The sequence below is a fragment of the Shewanella jiangmenensis genome (genome assembly GCF_018596335.1).
Classification (GTDB): Bacteria; Pseudomonadota; Gammaproteobacteria; order Enterobacterales; family Shewanellaceae; genus Shewanella; species Shewanella jiangmenensis.
On sequence record NZ_JAHEPS010000002.1, the window covers coordinates 241,066 to 258,379 of the forward strand.

11 protein-coding genes are annotated in these 17,314 nt (G+C 49.2%); 5 read left to right on the top strand and 6 right to left on the bottom strand.

The features are described from left to right. Positions 1-63: 63 nt before the first annotated feature. From avs2 to KJI95_RS06595, 3 genes are all read right to left on the bottom strand, one after another. The gene (gene avs2 / locus KJI95_RS06585; RefSeq protein ID WP_214506391.1) at positions 64-4,545 is read right to left on the bottom strand and encodes an AVAST type 2 anti-phage system protein Avs2; all 4,482 of its coding nucleotides are present in this window, start codon (positions 4,543-4,545) and stop codon (positions 64-66) included. A gap of 197 nt (positions 4,546-4,742) precedes the next feature. Continuing rightward, a complete protein-coding gene (locus KJI95_RS06590; RefSeq protein ID WP_214506392.1) occupies positions 4,743-4,931 on the bottom strand; it encodes a hypothetical protein in 189 nt (62 codons plus the stop codon). 438 nt (positions 4,932-5,369) lie between these two features. After that, on the bottom strand, positions 5,370-6,257 hold the full coding sequence (locus KJI95_RS06595) for a Tim44 domain-containing protein (RefSeq protein WP_214506393.1): 888 nt from the start codon (positions 6,255-6,257) through the stop codon (positions 5,370-5,372). Between the two features lie 770 nt (positions 6,258-7,027). On the opposite strand from KJI95_RS06595, the gene KJI95_RS06600 reads away from it, so the two are divergent. The 3 genes from KJI95_RS06600 (at position 7,028) to KJI95_RS06610 (ending at position 9,790) form a co-directional block, all read left to right on the top strand. Then, complete coding sequence (locus tag KJI95_RS06600) at positions 7,028-7,501, top strand: LabA-like NYN domain-containing protein (protein ID WP_214506394.1); 474 nt, start codon at positions 7,028-7,030, stop codon at positions 7,499-7,501. Positions 7,502-7,869: 368 nt separating this feature from the next. Further along, the gene (locus tag KJI95_RS06605) at positions 7,870-8,700 is read left to right on the top strand and encodes a substrate-binding periplasmic protein (RefSeq protein WP_214506395.1); all 831 of its coding nucleotides are present in this window, start codon (positions 7,870-7,872) and stop codon (positions 8,698-8,700) included. Positions 8,701-8,998: 298 nt separating this feature from the next. After that, entirely contained in the window at positions 8,999-9,790 is a 792-nt protein-coding gene (locus KJI95_RS06610; RefSeq protein ID WP_214506396.1) for a hypothetical protein, read from the top strand. A gap of 79 nt (positions 9,791-9,869) precedes the next feature. On the opposite strand, the gene KJI95_RS06615 is transcribed toward KJI95_RS06610, so the two are convergent. Further along, positions 9,870-10,376, bottom strand: coding sequence for a DinB family protein (locus KJI95_RS06615; protein ID WP_214506397.1), 507 nt, complete (start codon positions 10,374-10,376; stop codon positions 9,870-9,872). Between the two features lie 494 nt (positions 10,377-10,870). Beyond that, positions 10,871-11,800, bottom strand: coding sequence for an acid phosphatase (locus KJI95_RS06620; RefSeq protein WP_250885688.1), 930 nt, complete (start codon positions 11,798-11,800; stop codon positions 10,871-10,873). 858 nt (positions 11,801-12,658) lie between these two features. Here KJI95_RS06620 and KJI95_RS06625 point away from each other — a divergent pair. Beyond that, complete coding sequence (locus KJI95_RS06625) at positions 12,659-13,957, top strand: DUF1254 domain-containing protein (protein WP_214506398.1); 1,299 nt, start codon at positions 12,659-12,661, stop codon at positions 13,955-13,957. Between the two features lie 124 nt (positions 13,958-14,081). On the opposite strand, the gene KJI95_RS06630 is transcribed toward KJI95_RS06625, so the two are convergent. Then, positions 14,082-15,581 (bottom strand): MFS transporter, encoded by a 1,500-nt coding sequence (locus KJI95_RS06630; protein WP_214506399.1) that lies wholly within the window; start codon positions 15,579-15,581, stop codon positions 14,082-14,084. 457 nt (positions 15,582-16,038) lie between these two features. Between KJI95_RS06630 and KJI95_RS06635 the strand changes: the two genes are divergently transcribed. After that, positions 16,039-17,232: a GGDEF domain-containing protein gene (locus tag KJI95_RS06635; RefSeq protein ID WP_214506400.1), complete on the top strand. Its 1,194-nt coding sequence runs from the start codon at positions 16,039-16,041 to the stop codon at positions 17,230-17,232. Positions 17,233-17,314 lie beyond the last annotated feature (82 nt).

Sequence of the window (17,314 nt, forward strand, 5' to 3'; positions counted from 1 at the left end):
CGGCCGCTTCGAGCGGGATTGGTGTAACCCTCGGCATAAGTGTTTTGGCTGTCCTGTCTTTCTCTATTCGGAGTAAGTTTTATGACTTCCACGTAGCTGGTTATTATCAAAATAATACGCTCCACTAAATTCCTGTCGACCATAATGATGATTCGAAGTAAGGGAGCCTCCTATAACACCTTTCTCACCCAATAGTGTCCACACTATTTCGAGTCCATTTTCCTTTAACATTGATAAAAATGGCTCTTTTTTTACAAGCAAATGTGTCTTTGACGCATGTATTGCTTCGGCTGAAAAACAAACTACGGTTCCATTTTGATCCGTAAAACTACCTTCTGTTTCACCATTTTTTAACCCCATCTTTTCGAAGATTAAATTACTGGGCTTAAGGAAGCTCAAGGTTTCAATTTTTGATTTATCGAACTCTTCTTCCCATAAATAATTAATAGAAGTTATACTAACGTCAGCTATCTTAGCTCTGGATTCTGGGTCCGATACAGAGGTCCAATCTGAGTTACCATAATAGTCTGATTTAAAAAACTGGAATGCTTTTGACCAATAAAACTCTCTATCAAATAACTGGTATATATTACTGGCTTCAGGCATCCATCTACCCATGAAGTGTTGACTTAATGCCCAGTCTCTAAATTTTTCAAATCCTTCTAGTTTAACGATATAACTTCTGATATGGCACCAAACCTCTTTTCGTGGATGCCCCCAGTCAACATTGCCAATAATTTTGGGCTCCTTCCATGATGGATAACTTTCTAATACCAACCATTCATCACCGTTGTTGTCTTTAACTTCAATCAAACCACATGGTTGAGTTAATGTAGTCGAGCTTTTAACCCATTCATCATAAGAGCAGGCCCAATCAAATACTTCATTATTGAGCCACCACATGTCTTGATTTCTTACCACCTTAGTTCCTGTCTCTTTGAGTAAAATCGTAGGATCTATATCTCTTACGTAAGGCTCCCATGGCCCTTGATATGGACTTTCCTTTCGCTCGTCACCATAGCCTTCAAAACGAATGAAATTGTCGGCTAGTTTTGCCATGTATTCATAATATGCAATCCACTGATACTTCTTACCTATCCGTTCTTGAAATGAATCTCTTCGCCCACGACCGGTGCCTATTTCTCGGTCAAAATTACCATGTTTGTGAGGATCCCAACCTAAATCCATAACCCGATTTAATATAAAGCACTCTGCTATTCTAAGATCAAAATATTTATTAGTTTCTAGCAATTTATTATTGTGATCAAGATACGGCTCTATATCTTTTTCAAACTCAATTAATAGGTTGTCCGTTAATGACTTCTTAAAAAGCTCTTTGTTTGAGTTTATTTCATTCTGATCTTTTCTGCCTATTGCGCCACCTAGACTAATCGTAGTGTCACCAATTGTAATTTTTTTGGCTCTATCATCATAAATAACAGGGTCTGTCGCATCATAAAGCTCTTTCTGGATATCAGATAATTTACTTTTAAAATTTTTAAAGGATTGCTCCCGGTCGATAAGGACTTCACCAAACTTGCAACCAGACCAATCCGAGTTATGGTAATTTGTCCCAATAGTATATCGTGAGAAGTCACCACCTCCCATGATCGAACTCCAAAGTGTCCAGTAAGGTTCTTTGTCATAGAGGGATGCTAATTCCTCCTTTGACGGGATATCATCAGGCCAACTACTATTGTATGGAGGCTTAGTCTTCGTCAGTTCAACACCATCAAGCAACAGTCCAGAGTGAGTAGAATATTCTATGATCTCTCTCGCATAATCTCTAAGTAAGATATTTGGATACACATATTCAGTACAAAATATCTTCTTATAAACAGTTTCGGATAAATGTTTTAATGTCTGAATATTACTAGTTCTTAATGCACATCCTACTGCAACAGCAAATATTCTTTCCCAAACATACGGGTCGTTCACCCCATCAAATTTGTCAATAATATTTATCAAAACAGATATTCTATTTTCGAGTAAACTCACTAAAGCCTTGGTAGAACAATCGCGAAGCTCTCTGTTACTCGAAGATAAAAACCAACATAAACTAGTTGCCACCAACTCTATCGATTCGTTTGAAATGTAGCTTTTATCTGTTCTAGCCCACGCCCAATCTATTAGGTGCCTAAATGCGGAGTCTTCACTATATTTATATTTAAGTTGTGTAGTCCAAAATGCATCTCGATCGGCTAAAGTATGTTGCATTAACCAAATATGTAAGAAATTAGCATTAAAGGGGTGATCAACTAACCCTGAAATAGAGATAATTGTTTCTAGAAAACGATCAAAGCTATAGTCATACCCAAACACTTGCTTGTCGATGAAAGGTTTGATTTTTTCGAAATTAATAGCATTAATATCACGCCACACCAAGCTTTCAATAAATGCTTCTAGTAAATTATGATTATCACTAAACTCCGGTAATAATTCATAAAGCTCTTTCCCAAATTTTTCTGGTAATTGAATTGAAAGTGCCTCTACTATCCCCGAGTGTCTGTAAAAGTCATACTCATCTTTAAAATATTTCTTAAGTCGACCATCAGTTTTAAATTCATTTTCGATATTTTCAATATCTTCTAATAATAACTTAACTGTTAAATGGTCATCAAACCTTTCAAAGGCCACATACACCACTTCCTCGGTAGAGTTATCATCTTTTCTCACTATACCTTTTGTCAGTAATCCTTCGTCAATTAAAGCGCTTAGAAAGTTTTTATCAGTAACATAATCACAAACAACAGATTGAACCGCCGAATGAGCATCTTTAAGTGAAATATTACTACTACCGATACTCAGTTTAACTTTTATTATTTCGTTAAGGGCGTCTCTTACAAGGGGGAAGCTGGGGTCAAATGCGTATTTTTTTGGTGATGCTAATGACTTATTTACACCTTCCACTAAAAAATTCAGAATGTTTGAAATACCATTAAATCCAACAGGAACTTTAGTTAAGCCGTTTTTCGTGATTCCCTCGCATAACAGTTTGAGGAATAAAGGGTTTTTATACTCTGGATTAAGATTTGGTGACGAAGGTCTCTCTATGTTGTAATAGTTATAAAATAAATTTACTGCTTCCAATTCGACATTTTGAAATCCAATGTGCTCATGAATTTCAAAATTATTTCGTTCCAAGTTATTATCCGAAATTGTCACACTTTTATATGTTGTTCTGATTGACATAGCTAGACCAAGCCATTCAAACTGCTTGATTTCATCTACAAAACTGTTAATGTTATCATTCCAGAATTTATTGCCATTTCCTTCATTAATAGCATCAATAAAGATTAAGGCTTTTTTTCCCATCTTTTGACCAAGTAAATTCAGCTTCTCCAGGAACTCACGTGAAGTAACTTTAATCTGTAACCTCTTAAAGATTTGTGACCAAGGTGATTCATCTAAAGTAAGTTGTTGCCCTAGTATAAATAGAGAAGGATAATCCAAAGAAATTCGTGCTTTAATCACGTCAGCAAGTAAATGAGACTTACCTATTCCAGCTCTTCCTTCGAGAAGTAAGAAGGGATTGTTCGCTAGCTTGACTGTTATTGAGTTTATGAACGAAAGTAAATCGATGCACGCATAATCAAGATCGCGGAGTTCTCTAAAAGTTAGCGAATACTTATCGCTGTAGTTATTAGCTTTTCCTTCTTTTTTGGCCTCTTCCCGTAAATCCCACAGTACTGATTCTGCCTCATTAATAGCTTCCTGACATCGAGAAATATTATCTATATATTTATCGGTTGGAACTTCACTCAATCTAGATATATCGACTTCTTGATATAATTTAGAAATGTTTTTTAACGATTGAGCTATATTAGATAATGGCGTTGCAATTTCATCACGTTGACTAAGCTTATTTCCTATTATCAGAAAACTGTCGATATGCGAGTAGAAAACATCAGAGAATTCTTGCGTCCTCCCAAGGCCATCAAACACTTTTGAAATATCAAGTTTTACGTTGAGCTCAGGTGTATATCGCCCACCTAAATCCGCAATTGCTAGTGCATTTTTTTCATTTAACCAATCATTGCTCAAGTGAAATGTTAACTTGTCATCTAATGATTTCAGCATGAGCTTTATCTGTAATATTTCATCACTGATATCAAAAATCTTTTCTTTATAAGTTTCTTCAAAGTGAAGCTTTTTCAACTTTTCACATTTGTTTATCTTAAGCGTTAAAATCGAATAAAAAAGTTCAAGTTGCTGATGTGTTGGAGGCAATACATTTTGGTAGTCATTAAACTTATTAACTAATTCCGATTTTTCTGGTAAATCTCGAAATAAGATATATTTATTCAGAGCATCAAATAGTGGGCGAGATTGATAGAACGGAACCTTTTCAGAATCTATCGGATATTTAGCTTCAAATTCTGACGCGGCTTCCTCAATAAGTTGATAGAGTCTGTCTACATAACTTTTCTTTTGAAATAATAGCTTTCTAAGCCAACCATATCCTTCTTGTGTTATGAATTGGTCTACGAATTTCGTAGCTACGTAATAAGCTACTCCACCAACGGCTATTGAGACAGGTTCCATTTTTCATTCCTACCATTTTATTATCTTAATTCGAGCGTGAGGACTCCCATAAGAAGGGATGTGCCAAAGTAAAGAAGAGTGCGAACACCCTTAGCGCAGCTTGGAGTCTGGTTCCACTACTATCACTTCCAAAAGAGATGGTTTCCGCACTGGTTCTCGCTACCAGACAGCACACCAAACTTCATAAAAAATCATTTTTAAAACAACATCAAAGCTAACAGTTTGGCGGTGGCTAAACCTTGGTTGAGGTCAAAAAACACGCCAAAGCCGAGCGTGGTGGATTGGAGGGGCGTGATAGCATTCGATGGCAGAAGAGCGAGGAGGGTAACTGAAAGCCTTCCTTGCTGCTTGGAGCCGAATAGCCAGGCGCTAACGGCGCTGCGCATCTTCCCTGATCCACACTGTTGTTGTGATAACTGTTTATTAATTGCCTGGCTCTTAGTGAAGAGCCTTGATTGCGACCTTCGCTTTTGGCTGCAAAGCGGCCTGCAAAGCCTGTGGCTTATCTGAACCGCAATTGATTCAGTAAAAGCTTAATCTTGGCCTAATAATCATACGCTTATCGGCCAAAAGTATGCCAATCAAACAGACGCCCCAGACTACCGTATGGTGTTTTAACAGGCAAGTGTTGGCTGCGGTAAATCACCAAGCAGATAAGGGGCTGGTGCTTGCTCCTGTCTTTGTTTCTTTCTTTCTTTCTTTCTTCCTTCCTTTCTTCCTTCCTTGAGAGAGGGGAGCTCTGCAAGCGGCTGCTATCGACTTTCGGGCCGTAAAAAGAAAACCCCGGACTGTGCCGGGGTTTTGCTGGGTGTCACTGCGCGCTGTTATTGCTGGATGCCCACAATCAGCCAGGGTGCGTTGGCCTGAGTCAGGTTACGCTCCAAATGCCAGACTTCCTTGATGTCTTCTTCTACCCCTTCAACGGCATCGCGGTAGCGGCCGCTGAATTTTACGCTCACTTCGGCAAGCGCGTTGTTGTAGGTGGCGCGCACCAGTTCGGCGTCGAGGTACATTACTTCGGTGTGCTGCTGGCCATCGAGTTCACGGCGCTGCTGGCTGAGTTCGTTAAAGAGCTCAATCGACACGTATTCCTGAATTTTGTTCAGATCGCCCTCATTCCAGGCCTGTTGCAGGGTTTTGTAGTGGCCGCGGGCGCCTTCCAAAAAGGCGGCTAAGTCGAAACCCGGTGGCAAGTGAAATGGCACTGTGCTCTGGGGCTGGGCAAAACCGCTGTTGCCGCTATGGCCACCAAAGGCGGCAGGCTCAGACTGCTGGCGATAAAGGTCCTGGCCAGGCGTGGGGCTGGCTTGCCCTACACCTGAATAGGCTGGTCTTGGCTGCGCCTGTGCTTTGGAGGCCATCAGCATGCGGATGACTTTAAACAGCACGAAGGCGAGCAAGGCGATGATCACTATGTCCATAATCTGGATGTTTTCAAAACCTTCGCCCATAAAGAGTGCCGCCAGTAATCCACCCGCCAGCAGGCCGCCGAGCATACCGCCCATCATGCCTTTTTTAGCCGCAGGTGCTGCCGTGGCAGGCGCAGCAGTGGTGTTGGGGGCAGCGGTATTGGTGGCCGCAGGCTGCGACTGTGCCGTTTCCTGAGTCTTACCGGCAGATTTATTGCTGCCGAATTTCTTTGCTTCCACCACGGGGCTGGTTGCCAGGCTGACGGCAAAAAACATCGCCAACATAATGAATAACTTTTTCATTTATTCCATCTCTATTTTGAACACCGAATGACAGGCATCATAGCGTCATGTTAGTTCATGTCAATGGTGAAAAAAGTCGCAATAATAACAAAGCACTGAATATTAAAAATCCCGCAGTTTAATTTAAGGTTGGCTTAAGATTTGGGTGTTCAAACCCCTTAGGTAAAGTGCCTGAGTGAGTCGTGCTGCGTCTTTTTAAGCTACCAGTGTTGCAGGTGGTTAAGGTGTGATTTTTAGAATAAATATGCTTAAAAAGCAATAATATCAGTGTGATATCGATTTAGCTTCGTGACTTTTATTAAGTTGCTATTAATGGTGGTTTTGGGTTGTTGTATTTTTAATGAGTAAGATGGCAGTGGCTCGTCACGCTCTTTATTGCGTATTGAACTTTTATCTTGCTATTAAGGTATTGTGTATTCAGTTGGTTTAATTTTAGTCAGTATTTTTAGTCAGCATTGTGATTATAAAACGTCTTGCCTGGATTATTAAATTAACCGGAAGGAATGCCTGGAATATTAGCCAGAAAAACATAAATACGCGCCTCGATAATGCTGCGATACCAGCGAAATCGAGAGTTTTTTGGCGAGCCACAGACGTAGGGCTGGCTGCTTCGTTTGTGTTGAGGCCGGTGGAGTAGGGAAGGTGTACTTGTCCGGTGCGCGCCATCAGTTTCTAGCTGTGCTAAAGTGCACAGAGTCTCGCCGCTGACAGCCGAATGCTGAAAGCCTACTCGTCTTTAATATGAATCGGCCTGTTATAAGAATCATCCTTTGAAAAAAATCGCCCTGTTTGTCGATGTACAAAACATCTATTACACCTGCCGTGAGGCGTATCAGCGCCAGTTTAACTATCGCAAACTCTGGCAGCAGCTCTGTGCCGAGGGGGAGATTGTCAGCGCCTTTGCCTACGCCATTCATCGGGGTGACGATGGCCAGTTAAAGTTTCAGGACGCCATGAGGCATATAGGGTTTGAGCTTAAGCTTAAACCCTTTATTCAGCGCAGCGATGGCTCGGCCAAGGGCGATTGGGATGTGGGCATCACCATAGATGTGCTGGAGACAGCGCCCGAGGTGGATTGCGTGATACTGCTGTCCGGCGATGGCGATTTTGCGCTATTGCTGTCAAAGATAAGGCAAAAATACGGCGTTGAAGCCGAGGTGTATGGCGTGCCTGCGCTGACTGCAAAATCCCTGATGGAGGCGGCAAGCCGCTTTCATCCGATAGATGAGTCCTTGCTGCTCTGAGGTGGGCAATGCTGTTCTTGCAAAACGGCTCTGGCTAAGGTTTTGGGGCAAAGCTGCGCTGGCGTTTTGGTACTCTTTCACTGGATGCTTTCACAGGGCGCTTTCACAGTGCGCTTTGGCAGTGAGCTTTCACAGTGCGCTTTCACAGTGCGCTTTTACAGTGCGCTTTTACAGTGAGCTTTGGCAGTGAGCTTTGGCAGTGAGCTTTGGCAGTGAGCTTTGGCAGTGAGCTGGGCGCAGGGACTATACTGGTTGCAGGTCTGTAATTACACTTGGGGGCAGGGCAGATGTGCCGTGTCATCGCCATTTTTCTGTTAAGTTTGCTGCTGTTAGCTGCTCCTGCCGGCGCCGCTTTTTCTGGCACTGCTATGTCTAACACTGAGGCTAATGCCGCTCCAGCTACGCTTGCTTATGCAGCGCCAGTTACGCTGGCTTATGCTGCGCCAGCTACGCTGGCTAAGGCCGCCGCGCCTGTGCTGACTTTTTGCGTCGAAGCGACTGAGTTTCCACCCTATAACTATTTTGTCCGTAAAGAAGGCGCGCGAACCGGCGAGCTTGCCGGTTACGACATCGACCTGCTTGAGCAGGTGTTTGGTAAGACAGGTGTCGGCCACAAAGTCATCGCCCTGCCGTGGCGGCGCTGCCTGAAAGAAGTGCAGGAAGGGCTTATCGATGGCGCCATGAGCGCGTCGCTTAATGACGAGCGCCGGCGGCTGTATCTCCCGTCCGACGCCTATTATTACCTGACACCAAGTTACTTCTACCTCACGGCCGATGTTCCTAAGCCGCCTGATATCAAGTCAGTTTATGACCTCGCCCAGCATGGCCCTGTGTGCGGTATCAAGGGCTTTAACTACGTGAATTTTGGTTGGCTTGATGCGGATAAGCTAAATAAAATCAACGAACTGTCATTGCTGCCGTCGATGCTTAAGCTTAAGCGCTGCCGCTTTTTTCTGGAGCGGATGGAGACCCTGACCGGCACCTTATTGCTGAATCAAAGTAATGCCCTGGTGCGGGAGCTCAGCGCCCAGCCTGTGCCCGGCATTGCGCCCGAACCCTTCCATATGCTGATTTCACCCAAATCCCCCCATGCAGCGCTTATCCGCGAGCGGTTTAACCAAAAGGTCGAAACCATGCGCGCAAACGGCGAACTCGATGCCCTGCTTCGCCATCACCTCAAGCGCTTACAGCAGGAATAAGCGACCTGCCCCCAGTCGAAATGACCGCTTTGACGCTAAAACCGCATGAGCGTTTTGCCTGCACTACTGGTCGCACGGGCTCTACGGTGTCGTTTATTTGCACTCGCTGCTGCAATCTCTTTACCATCAGCTTGGGGCTTGTGTTACTGGGTCTGCTTGACCAAATAAAGTATGATGCGGCCTCAAAATCAGAATTAAGCATCATAGATAGCGCAGGGACGTTGTTGATATGAAAAGGATTACGGCCACAATGGCCTGGGTGCTGGCTTCCGGCAGTGTTTTACTTTCAGGTTGCATCATGCCGGTCAAATTTGAGAAGTTCGATTTGCATGAAAGCGGCGTGACCAAGCTTTATCTGGTCACAGACTGTTTTATGCTGGACGATGTCAGTGACACTCAGACACTGGATGCAGCATACAATCTTGGGATCTGCGAACGGCTGGCAGATAAGCTTGAAGAGCTGATTGAGCGCCAGACGCCGCTTAGCGTAGAAACTCAACTGGTAACGGCAGGTTTGCAGGCCGGGCCATCACGAACCATCGCGGCCACCGACGAAACGCAAGGGCAGCTGTTGTTGCCGGTCATCGCAAGGGACAACAGCAGCGATGACAATATGCGGCTGGTGCACAATCGGGTGTCAGCCAATCTGAGTCAACAAATTCTCAATTACGGCCGTAAACAGGACTACCTTGCCCGCCTGCAGCAGGGGCCGCAAAGCGATATTCTCACCCTGGCACTGAATGACAATGAAGTGGTGATGTATGTGCAGCTGATTGGGTTAAAAGCTAACCCAACGACTCAGAATGTGCAGATTGCCTTAGCCATGTTGTCGGCTGGTACAGCGGTTTATCTGGAGCAAACTGCCGTATCGGCCACCGCCGTGATTTTGGATCGGGAAGGCAAAGTCCGCTGGGCCGATGTCGCCATTTACACCAGCGAAGTGGCATCCGACTGCAAAGTGCACTCGGTCAAGAGTCTGCTGCTTGGCGAATTCCCGTTGGCCGGGCTTGACCCGGAAAGCAAAGCCAAAACGCGGGAGTGCTGGGAAGGCGACCCCCGCGGCATGTCAGTGACCGACCAAGGCTCGTAAGCCGCGGTCATTGGCAAGTTGGGCTTGATCCAAGATCAGCTGAACTCGCCTGCAACCCGCTAAGTTGTTAAAGCATCGGTTATTTCGTTTTTTCTGCGTCCCTTCGCCATGGCTCCTGCTGATGCAGAAACCGGCAGAAGGTATCCGCCGGACGCTCAAGCGCGTTGGCGGCCAGGGTGCGCGACGCCATGCCCCTGTGGTTACTGCCATGGGTCAGCAGGTGCAGGAGGATCTCTTCGATGGACATGAGCCCAGCATCACCGTCGGTAAAGCGGAAGTGAATAGTCTGGCTGAGGCGCTCCGGAGTGAGGGTTTCGCAAAACGTGACCAGCCAGGCGTCGTTGGACGCTATCCGTTGCCGTAACTCGGCAAAGCTCGGGGTCTCTGGGGTATTGTCGGCCTGATAAAGCTCCGGCGTGCCTGAAACCCGGCTGATAAACAAACTGTCCACCACGGTCGTGTGGTTGAGTATTCTCACAAAGAAGGTGGCATCATTCGGCGCCAGTAAATGCAACTGACGCTCGCCAAAGGCGAGCAATTCCTCGTTAGCCCATTGTTTGTATTTGAATGCATTGATAAAAAGCATGTCAGCGAATCATCCTTGGATTGCAGGCTATGCCCGGCGCAAAATGAGCCAAGCCCCTTATCGTCGGCCGAAACAACTGGCCCGGCGTTGCTTATGGTAAGCACTGATTTACAGCCCTGATTTACAGCTCTGATGCACTGTTCTGATGGATAGCCTTGACGGACAGCAATGACGTTAAGCTCACTGAGTATCAACAACATCAGGCCGTCATTTAGGGCGGCGTTTCAAAGCAGACGATAAAAGGCGAAAAAAGGCAAGCACCGGCTTGCCCGATAGTTTGGTTTTACGCTGGGCGCCGGTGCCGTGTCTCGTGCGCAGATGCAGAATGTCGTGTGCAGAAGCATAGTGTCGAGCTTACTGGCCGCTGGCCGTGCGTAATTTCTTTCGTAAGTGCCGCGCAAACAGTGCCAGATTCTAATCTCGAATCACCAATCGCCAATCGCCTCTTGAGCCGTTTCAGAGCTGCACCGGTGCTGACCTCTATGCAGCGGCGCTCAGGGGCGAATGGCCAGCGCGGCGGCCTCGGCGGCGCAATCGGTGGGCGATGCGCTGCCCGTGTTGAAATCCTTGCCTGCCTTTGTATTAGCGGCGTGAAGTGCTGCCACTTCGGCCTTGGCGGCGGCAAGATCTGCCTGAAACTGCGGATTGGCGTGCAGTCTGGCAACTGTGGCGGCGCCGAGGGTGCGGCCGGTGACTACGTCGCTGTGCCAGTGCACATTGCAGACATTACGGCTTTCACCGAAAGCGAGCCCACGCGCCAGCAGGGCGTCGGCCTGCTCGGGGGCGATTTCGGCAAGCACCAGGGCCCAGGCCCAGCCAATGGCGGTATGGCCAGACGGATAAGAGCCATTTTTTGCCAGGGCAGCTTCTTCATCCGGGGAGCAGCTGCCTTGCTGATTTACCATAAAGGGGCGGCTGCGCTGGTAGTGGTTCTTCGCCTTGTAGGTCGAGAGCCCGGCGTCAGTCAGGGTGCGGCGCAGCAATTGATACAGCCTTGGGGTTTGCGCTTCGCTGATGGGGGCGTTGAGGGCGCAGCTGAAAATACCGGCCGCAGCGGGGAAGTGCAGATTGGCGTCGCTGATGGCAAGCTGCCAGCGCGGGGTGCCTTTAAGTGCCTGCATCCGCGTGGCTATGTCGAGGTCGAGCGCTGCACTTGCCGAGCCCTCTGCGGGTGGCGGGGCAACCAGCTCAAGGCTGTTTGGCAGGGTGTTGCCATCAAGGTAACCCGTGAGATAGCCGGGGCGCAGTTCGGCCACCGTCACCATGGGATTGTCATCAGGGGCGGCGGCGCAGCCACCAAGCAGCAGACCGGTGACAAGGGCGGCGCTTAGTAATCTTGCATGCCGTTTGGTCTGAGCTCCCGAGTGACAGACGTCTTTGATTCGGGTGCTGTATGTTGGTGTGGCAGGCGTAACAGGCATCATTCATCTTCTCCCTGATGGTTTGCGGCCGCTTTAGGGTACACCGGCGCTTTAGGGTGCTTTGGCTTTCGGGTGCTTTGGCTTAAGGGGACGTTGGCTTTGATTCTTGGCGTCCGGTTTTATTATGTCCTGAATTACAGCTGTGACAATTCCAGTGCCAATGACTCCTGATTGTGGACGGGAAAAAGGCTATCTGTCCATAGCACTTGCGCAGGCTTTGCCTGGCGCACAAACAGCCATGCCAAAGTCGAGCTTTTCTTTTTAGCCGCGTTGCTGCCCTCCCCAATATCTGTATTCCCCCGGCTAACTGCGGCGTTATTTGAATCCTGATCTTTTGGCGCTGTAATGCCGAATTCGATTTCACCGCTTCATCAATAGTGCTCAATCGGCCACTTTTTAACGGTGATGGCTGCGCTCAGGTCGGCGGCAGCTGATAGAAACCGTAAATGTAACGGCACTTGTGACCGTGTAAGTTGCAGGTTTCGCTGCGTCATTGCTTTCGGGCGTTAATGTTGGCGCAATGTAGTGGGCACTTTAACACTATGGATTGATTTACAAGCGTCAGGCGACGCGACTGCAGCGCGGTGCAACTCCATTTAGATGACATTTCGGACGGGAGCTGCCTGGCTCCAGTGCCTGTGCTGGCGAGCTTTTTCCTGTGCGGTGCTTATGTTAGGGAGGGCTGATATAGTCAGAGATGGACGATTTACATCTTAACTCTAAGGCAATGTGCTGATTTTACAGCTCAGTTCACGGCGGGTATGGTGACTCTTGAGATACTTGCTCAACAATTGCCCTTGCGTGCTGGCTGCGCCTGTGCAGGTTGTTTATGGCCGCTCAGGCCGTTAAAAGGAGTTTTTGATGAAAAAAAGTGTATTGCTTTCCCTGGTGGCGCTGGCGACTGCCCCTGCATTGCAGGCCAAGCCTATCGCAGATGAGTTGGCCAAGGATGCCTTTATTTATGGCTACTCCATCGATGAAGCGTATAAGTTTTTCTATGAGACCGCAGTGAAGACTGACACGCCGCTGAATCGATTCCAGAACATCCGTCACATTGCGGACGACAGCTACACTGCCCACGTGACCATCAACAACGACACGCTGCATTTGATGGGGTGGCTTGATGTGGCCGCCGAGCCCGTGGTGGTGAGTATCCCGGATATGGACCCAGGCCGTTATTGGATTTTGCACACCATGGACATGGGTCACTACACCACCTCGATGATTGGTTCGAGGCTGCGTAAAAACGAAGGCGGTGCCTTTATGTTTGCGCCGCGCTCGTGGCAGGGTGAGGTGCCTGCCAGTGTGGATGAGGTGATCCGGGTCGACTCCAACCTCATCAAACTGATGGGGCGCATTATGGCGGTGGGCAAAGAAGATGAGAAACTCGCCCTCAATTATATGGATCAGTGGAATATTCGGCCGCTGTCGGCCTATCTTGGCGTGTCCGGCCCCAAGGAAAAGGTGCGTACCTATCCTGATCCGGAAAAGTCGACCTGGCTTGAGCGGGTGAATTTTGTTTTGTGTGATGGCGACATGGGTACGGCCGACAAAAAATGGCTGGACCAATATAAGAGTGTGGGAGTTGAGCCCTGTAAAACCGAGTTCAGTCAGGAGCAACTGGCAGCCGCCAAGGTGGGGGAAACGCTGGGGATGAAGCATCTGGTGGAGCTGGCACCCAAGATGGCCAACGCCGGAAAGCTGCTGGGTACCCGAGAGCAGCTTGCTGATGGCGCCCGCGATTTGTTTGCCGAGGGAACCTATCTTGGCCAGTGGGGATTGCCACCGGATGAATCTGTGTATCTCAAGGCCGAGGTGGGTGACGATGGTCAAAACATCAATGGCGCCAATGGCAAAACCTATCAAATGCGGTTTAAGGCGCCGGATGTGAGTCAGTTCTGGTCTTTCACTGTGTACGGCTCGGACAACCGCCTGATGGCTCATAACGAAATCAACCGTCACAGCCGTGGTGACCGTACCCTGAAACCGGATGCCGATGGTATGTATACCATTGAACTTGGTGCTAAAGGCTCGGCCGATAATCCGAACTGGTTGCCTATCCCCGAAAAGGACGCCTACATCATTATGCGAATGTACGGTCCTAGCAAAGAAGTTCAGGAAGGTGGGTATGAGTTCCCGGCCCTGAAGGTGGTGAAATAACCCGGCGAGACTGTATTGATTGCGTATGTAGAAGTGCGGCCCTCAGCGGCCGCACTTTTTTATCATTTTTTTAGCGCATTTGCCCCAGGCTCCAGGGCGATGTCGCAGGCTTGGCCTTGATATCTCAGGGCTGGTCTTTGGCAGGCTTGCTGGTTTCCAAGGGTTCTGCGCTGGTGCTTTCAGGTGTCGCGCCTGCGGCCAGATATTCGGTCCGCGCCTGCTGGTCATCCAGCGCCTCGCTGTTATCAGGCTCGTCAGCAGCATTCTTATCTGAGTCAGCTTCATCTGCCTCATTTGTTTCAACAGAGTCAGAATCAGCGTCATCTGTTTCATCAGAATCAGCATCCGTTTCATCTGGGTCGGTCGGGGCCGGGGTCATTTGCTCCTGCACCGATTCGATGTCGAGCCGTGGGTCGAGGGCGGCGGCAAGGGGCGATGACACCAGGTCGCCGGTAGCCATCATATAGTCGTCTGTGCTTGGCACTTCGGCGCGTTGCTGGGAGTTGATGTACTTAAGCACGGCAAACAGCACCAGGGTACAGGCGGTCATAAAGCCGTAAAGCATACTGTTGCCAAACCACTGCATCAGGGTGGAGGCAATCAGCGGCCCGATACAGGCGCCAAGGCCGAAGGTGAGCAGAATCGTGGCCGACAGGCCAACCCGCTCGCTTTGCTCGACCCGCGAATTGGCCAGCGCGGTGGCGAGTGGGTACAGGGTAAAGCCAAGAATACCAAACAAAAAGGTCAGCACCAGCGTGAGGCTGGGGTGGTAGGGCAGTAGCGCGAGCCCCAGCGTCAGCACCGCAAGAATAAGGCAATTGATGCGGATAAGGCGGCTGCGGGACATGCGGTCAGACAGTTTTCCCATTGGCCACTGGGCCAACAAACCTGCGGCTATGGTGGCTGTCATAAAGGTTGCGACCTGCTGAGGATGCAGGCCAAGGTTGCTGGCATAGGCAGGCGCCAGACCATAAAAAGAGCCCACTATCATGCTGCCAATGGCGACAGTGGTCAGCGCCTGGGGCGCCTTTTTCCAGTAATGGGTGATATTAAGCGGCGCAGGCACCAGCGGCGCCGGGTGAATACGGCGGGTGATAGCAATCGGCACTATGCAGAGGGCAAAACAGATGGCGACCAACAGCAAGGGCTCAAGCCCCAAATCCGGATACAGGCTGATGGCGCCCTGACCGAGGATCAGCGCCAGATACGAGACAATCATATAGCTTGCGAACACTATGCCGCGCTGGCTGTTGTCGGCCTGCTCGTTAAGCCAGCTTTCAAGCACCATGTACTGGCACATCATCCCAAGCCCGACCAGCAGACGCAGCACTATCCACACCTGTAGGTTATCCACCAGTGCATGTCCAAGGGCCGAGGCGGCGACTATCCCGGCGCTGGCGGCAAAGGCGCGGATGTGCCCAACCTGGGCAATCAGCCGATGGCCGATTTTGGAGCCCGCCACCAGACCGGCGTAATAGGCCGACATCATGGCGCCAATCCAAATCTGTGGCACTGCCATGGCTGAGAGCTTAAGCCCCAGATAGGTGGTGAGCAGGCCACCGGCCAGCACTGTCAGCAGGGTAGTGCTGTAGAGAGAGGCAAAAGTGCGCAGTGGATTTGTCATCTGTCTGTCCTTACAACTGAGCGACTGAGCATTTAGGGCTGAGCATTTAGGGTTGAGCTGGCACTGGCTGCTCTGGCACTGGCTGCTGCGGTGCAGCCCTGAGGCCAAAGTATACCAATAATGTGACACCAGACCCTTGGATATCATATAGAAAGCGGATCTCGGTCTAATAATCGCGAGCAGTACATCATTCTTTTTTCCGGCGCCGCGCCTTAAGTTGCCTTTATCGCATCGGCGGGCGGGCTGAGTCGATTGTTTTGGCGGTTTTCAACCCTATGGCTGATGTGGAGTAAGCGTGGCGGCCAGTAGCGGCTTACTTCAGCAATTCTTGATATAAATGGATGAAAGCAATCGAAAAGTTTTATGGAGTTTTCACTCGGCGCTGAGTAAGATGGCCGATATGCCTTAATAAACAGAACTGCGTTCTGCTGTTATTGCGCCGAATAAGAGAGTGAGAATGGATGCTTACACCCTGCATATAGCAACCGCCTTTGCCAGTGTCATGATGACCATCAGTATGCTTGGTCTCTTTATCGCAAGCCCGCGCGAATACAGCCTGCTCAATTGGTCGCTGGCCGGTATGCTGTTTATGGCCACCACCGGCTTATCGCTTGCGACCTACCACTTCGACCTGCCTTTCTGGATAGCCCCTGCGGCGGCAAATCTCTGTTACCTTGCCGGTCACGGCGCCATGCTGATGGGCGTGCGGCGCTACTTTGGCCTTAAAACCTACTGGCAGCTGTATCTGCTGTTTATTCCAATGCTGGCTTTGCTGCAGACCTTGCCCTGGATGCAGGCATCAGTCACTAACCGCCTGTTGGTGTTTTTTCCGCTGTTGATAGTGCTGAGTCTGGTGATTGCCTGGCAGCTGTGGCGGCATACCTCGGCTGGCAACGCGCCTGAGCTTCGGCTTGCCTGCTTGCCGCTGATGCTGCTGGAGCTGGTGTTTGCCTCGCAGCTTGCGCTTCGCACCTACATCATGGCGACCAGTGAAGTGGAGCTTCATTTAACTGAAGGTGGCAACCAACTGCTCCAGACCGCCGGTACCCTGGCGGTGTTTGTGTTTGCCAGCTGGGGCACTATTGCCTGCGCGCTGATGGTGGTTCGCCGCCAGGAGCTGTCGCTGCAACATCTTACCACCCGCGACCCGCTCACCGGCTGGTTTAACCGCCGGGTGCTGTCGGACATTGCCGCGCGGGAGTTTGAGCGCAGCCACCGCACCTCGTCGGCGCTGAGCCTGCTGATTATCGACATAGATCATTTCAAGAAAATCAACGACCAATATGGCCATGCCGTTGGCGATGCGGCGCTGAAGCATGTCACCCGTATCTGCGAGCAGCAGCTGCGCGGCTATGACTATTTGTTCCGTTTTGGCGGCGAAGAATTTGTAATTTTGCTGCCCCAGAGCGACGAGCTTTCGAGCAGTCATCTAAGCAATCGCCTGCGCTGGAAAGTCCAAAACAGCGTGCTTAACCACGCCCAGCACGAGGTGCGCTGCACTGTCAGCATCGGCTTTGCCCAGCGGCGCGAGCAGGATGAAAGCTGGAGCCAGATTTTCGAGCGTGCCGATGCGGCCCTGTATCACGCCAAAGAAACAGGCCGCGACCGGGTGGCCTATCACAATGGTTTTGAGCTGAGCGCGGTTTGCTGAGCTGACTTTGCTGAACTGACTTTGTTCAGCAGATCGTTTGCTTAACAGAGCCTTGCCTGAATAAGAACGCCTCGTTTAGGTG

Coding starts and splice junctions, on each gene's coding strand:
- KJI95_RS06615 (WP_214506397.1), bottom strand. CDS start 10,376: ATGCTTTTTATCAATGCATTCAAATACAAACAATGGGCTAACGAGGAA.
- KJI95_RS06595 (WP_214506393.1), bottom strand. CDS start 6,257: ATGAAAAAGTTATTCATTATGTTGGCGATGTTTTTTGCCGTCAGCCTG.
- KJI95_RS06605 (WP_214506395.1), top strand. CDS start 7,870: ATGTCTAACACTGAGGCTAATGCCGCTCCAGCTACGCTTGCTTATGCA.
- KJI95_RS06635 (WP_214506400.1), top strand. CDS start 16,039: ATGGATGCTTACACCCTGCATATAGCAACCGCCTTTGCCAGTGTCATG.
- KJI95_RS06620 (WP_250885688.1), bottom strand. CDS start 11,800: ATGATGCCTGTTACGCCTGCCACACCAACATACAGCACCCGAATCAAA.
- KJI95_RS06625 (WP_214506398.1), top strand. CDS start 12,659: ATGAAAAAAAGTGTATTGCTTTCCCTGGTGGCGCTGGCGACTGCCCCT.
- avs2 (WP_214506391.1), bottom strand. CDS start 4,545: ATGGAACCTGTCTCAATAGCCGTTGGTGGAGTAGCTTATTACGTAGCT.
- KJI95_RS06590 (WP_214506392.1), bottom strand. CDS start 4,931: ATGCGCAGCGCCGTTAGCGCCTGGCTATTCGGCTCCAAGCAGCAAGGA.
- KJI95_RS06610 (WP_214506396.1), top strand. CDS start 8,999: ATGCCGGTCAAATTTGAGAAGTTCGATTTGCATGAAAGCGGCGTGACC.
- KJI95_RS06630 (WP_214506399.1), bottom strand. CDS start 15,581: ATGACAAATCCACTGCGCACTTTTGCCTCTCTCTACAGCACTACCCTG.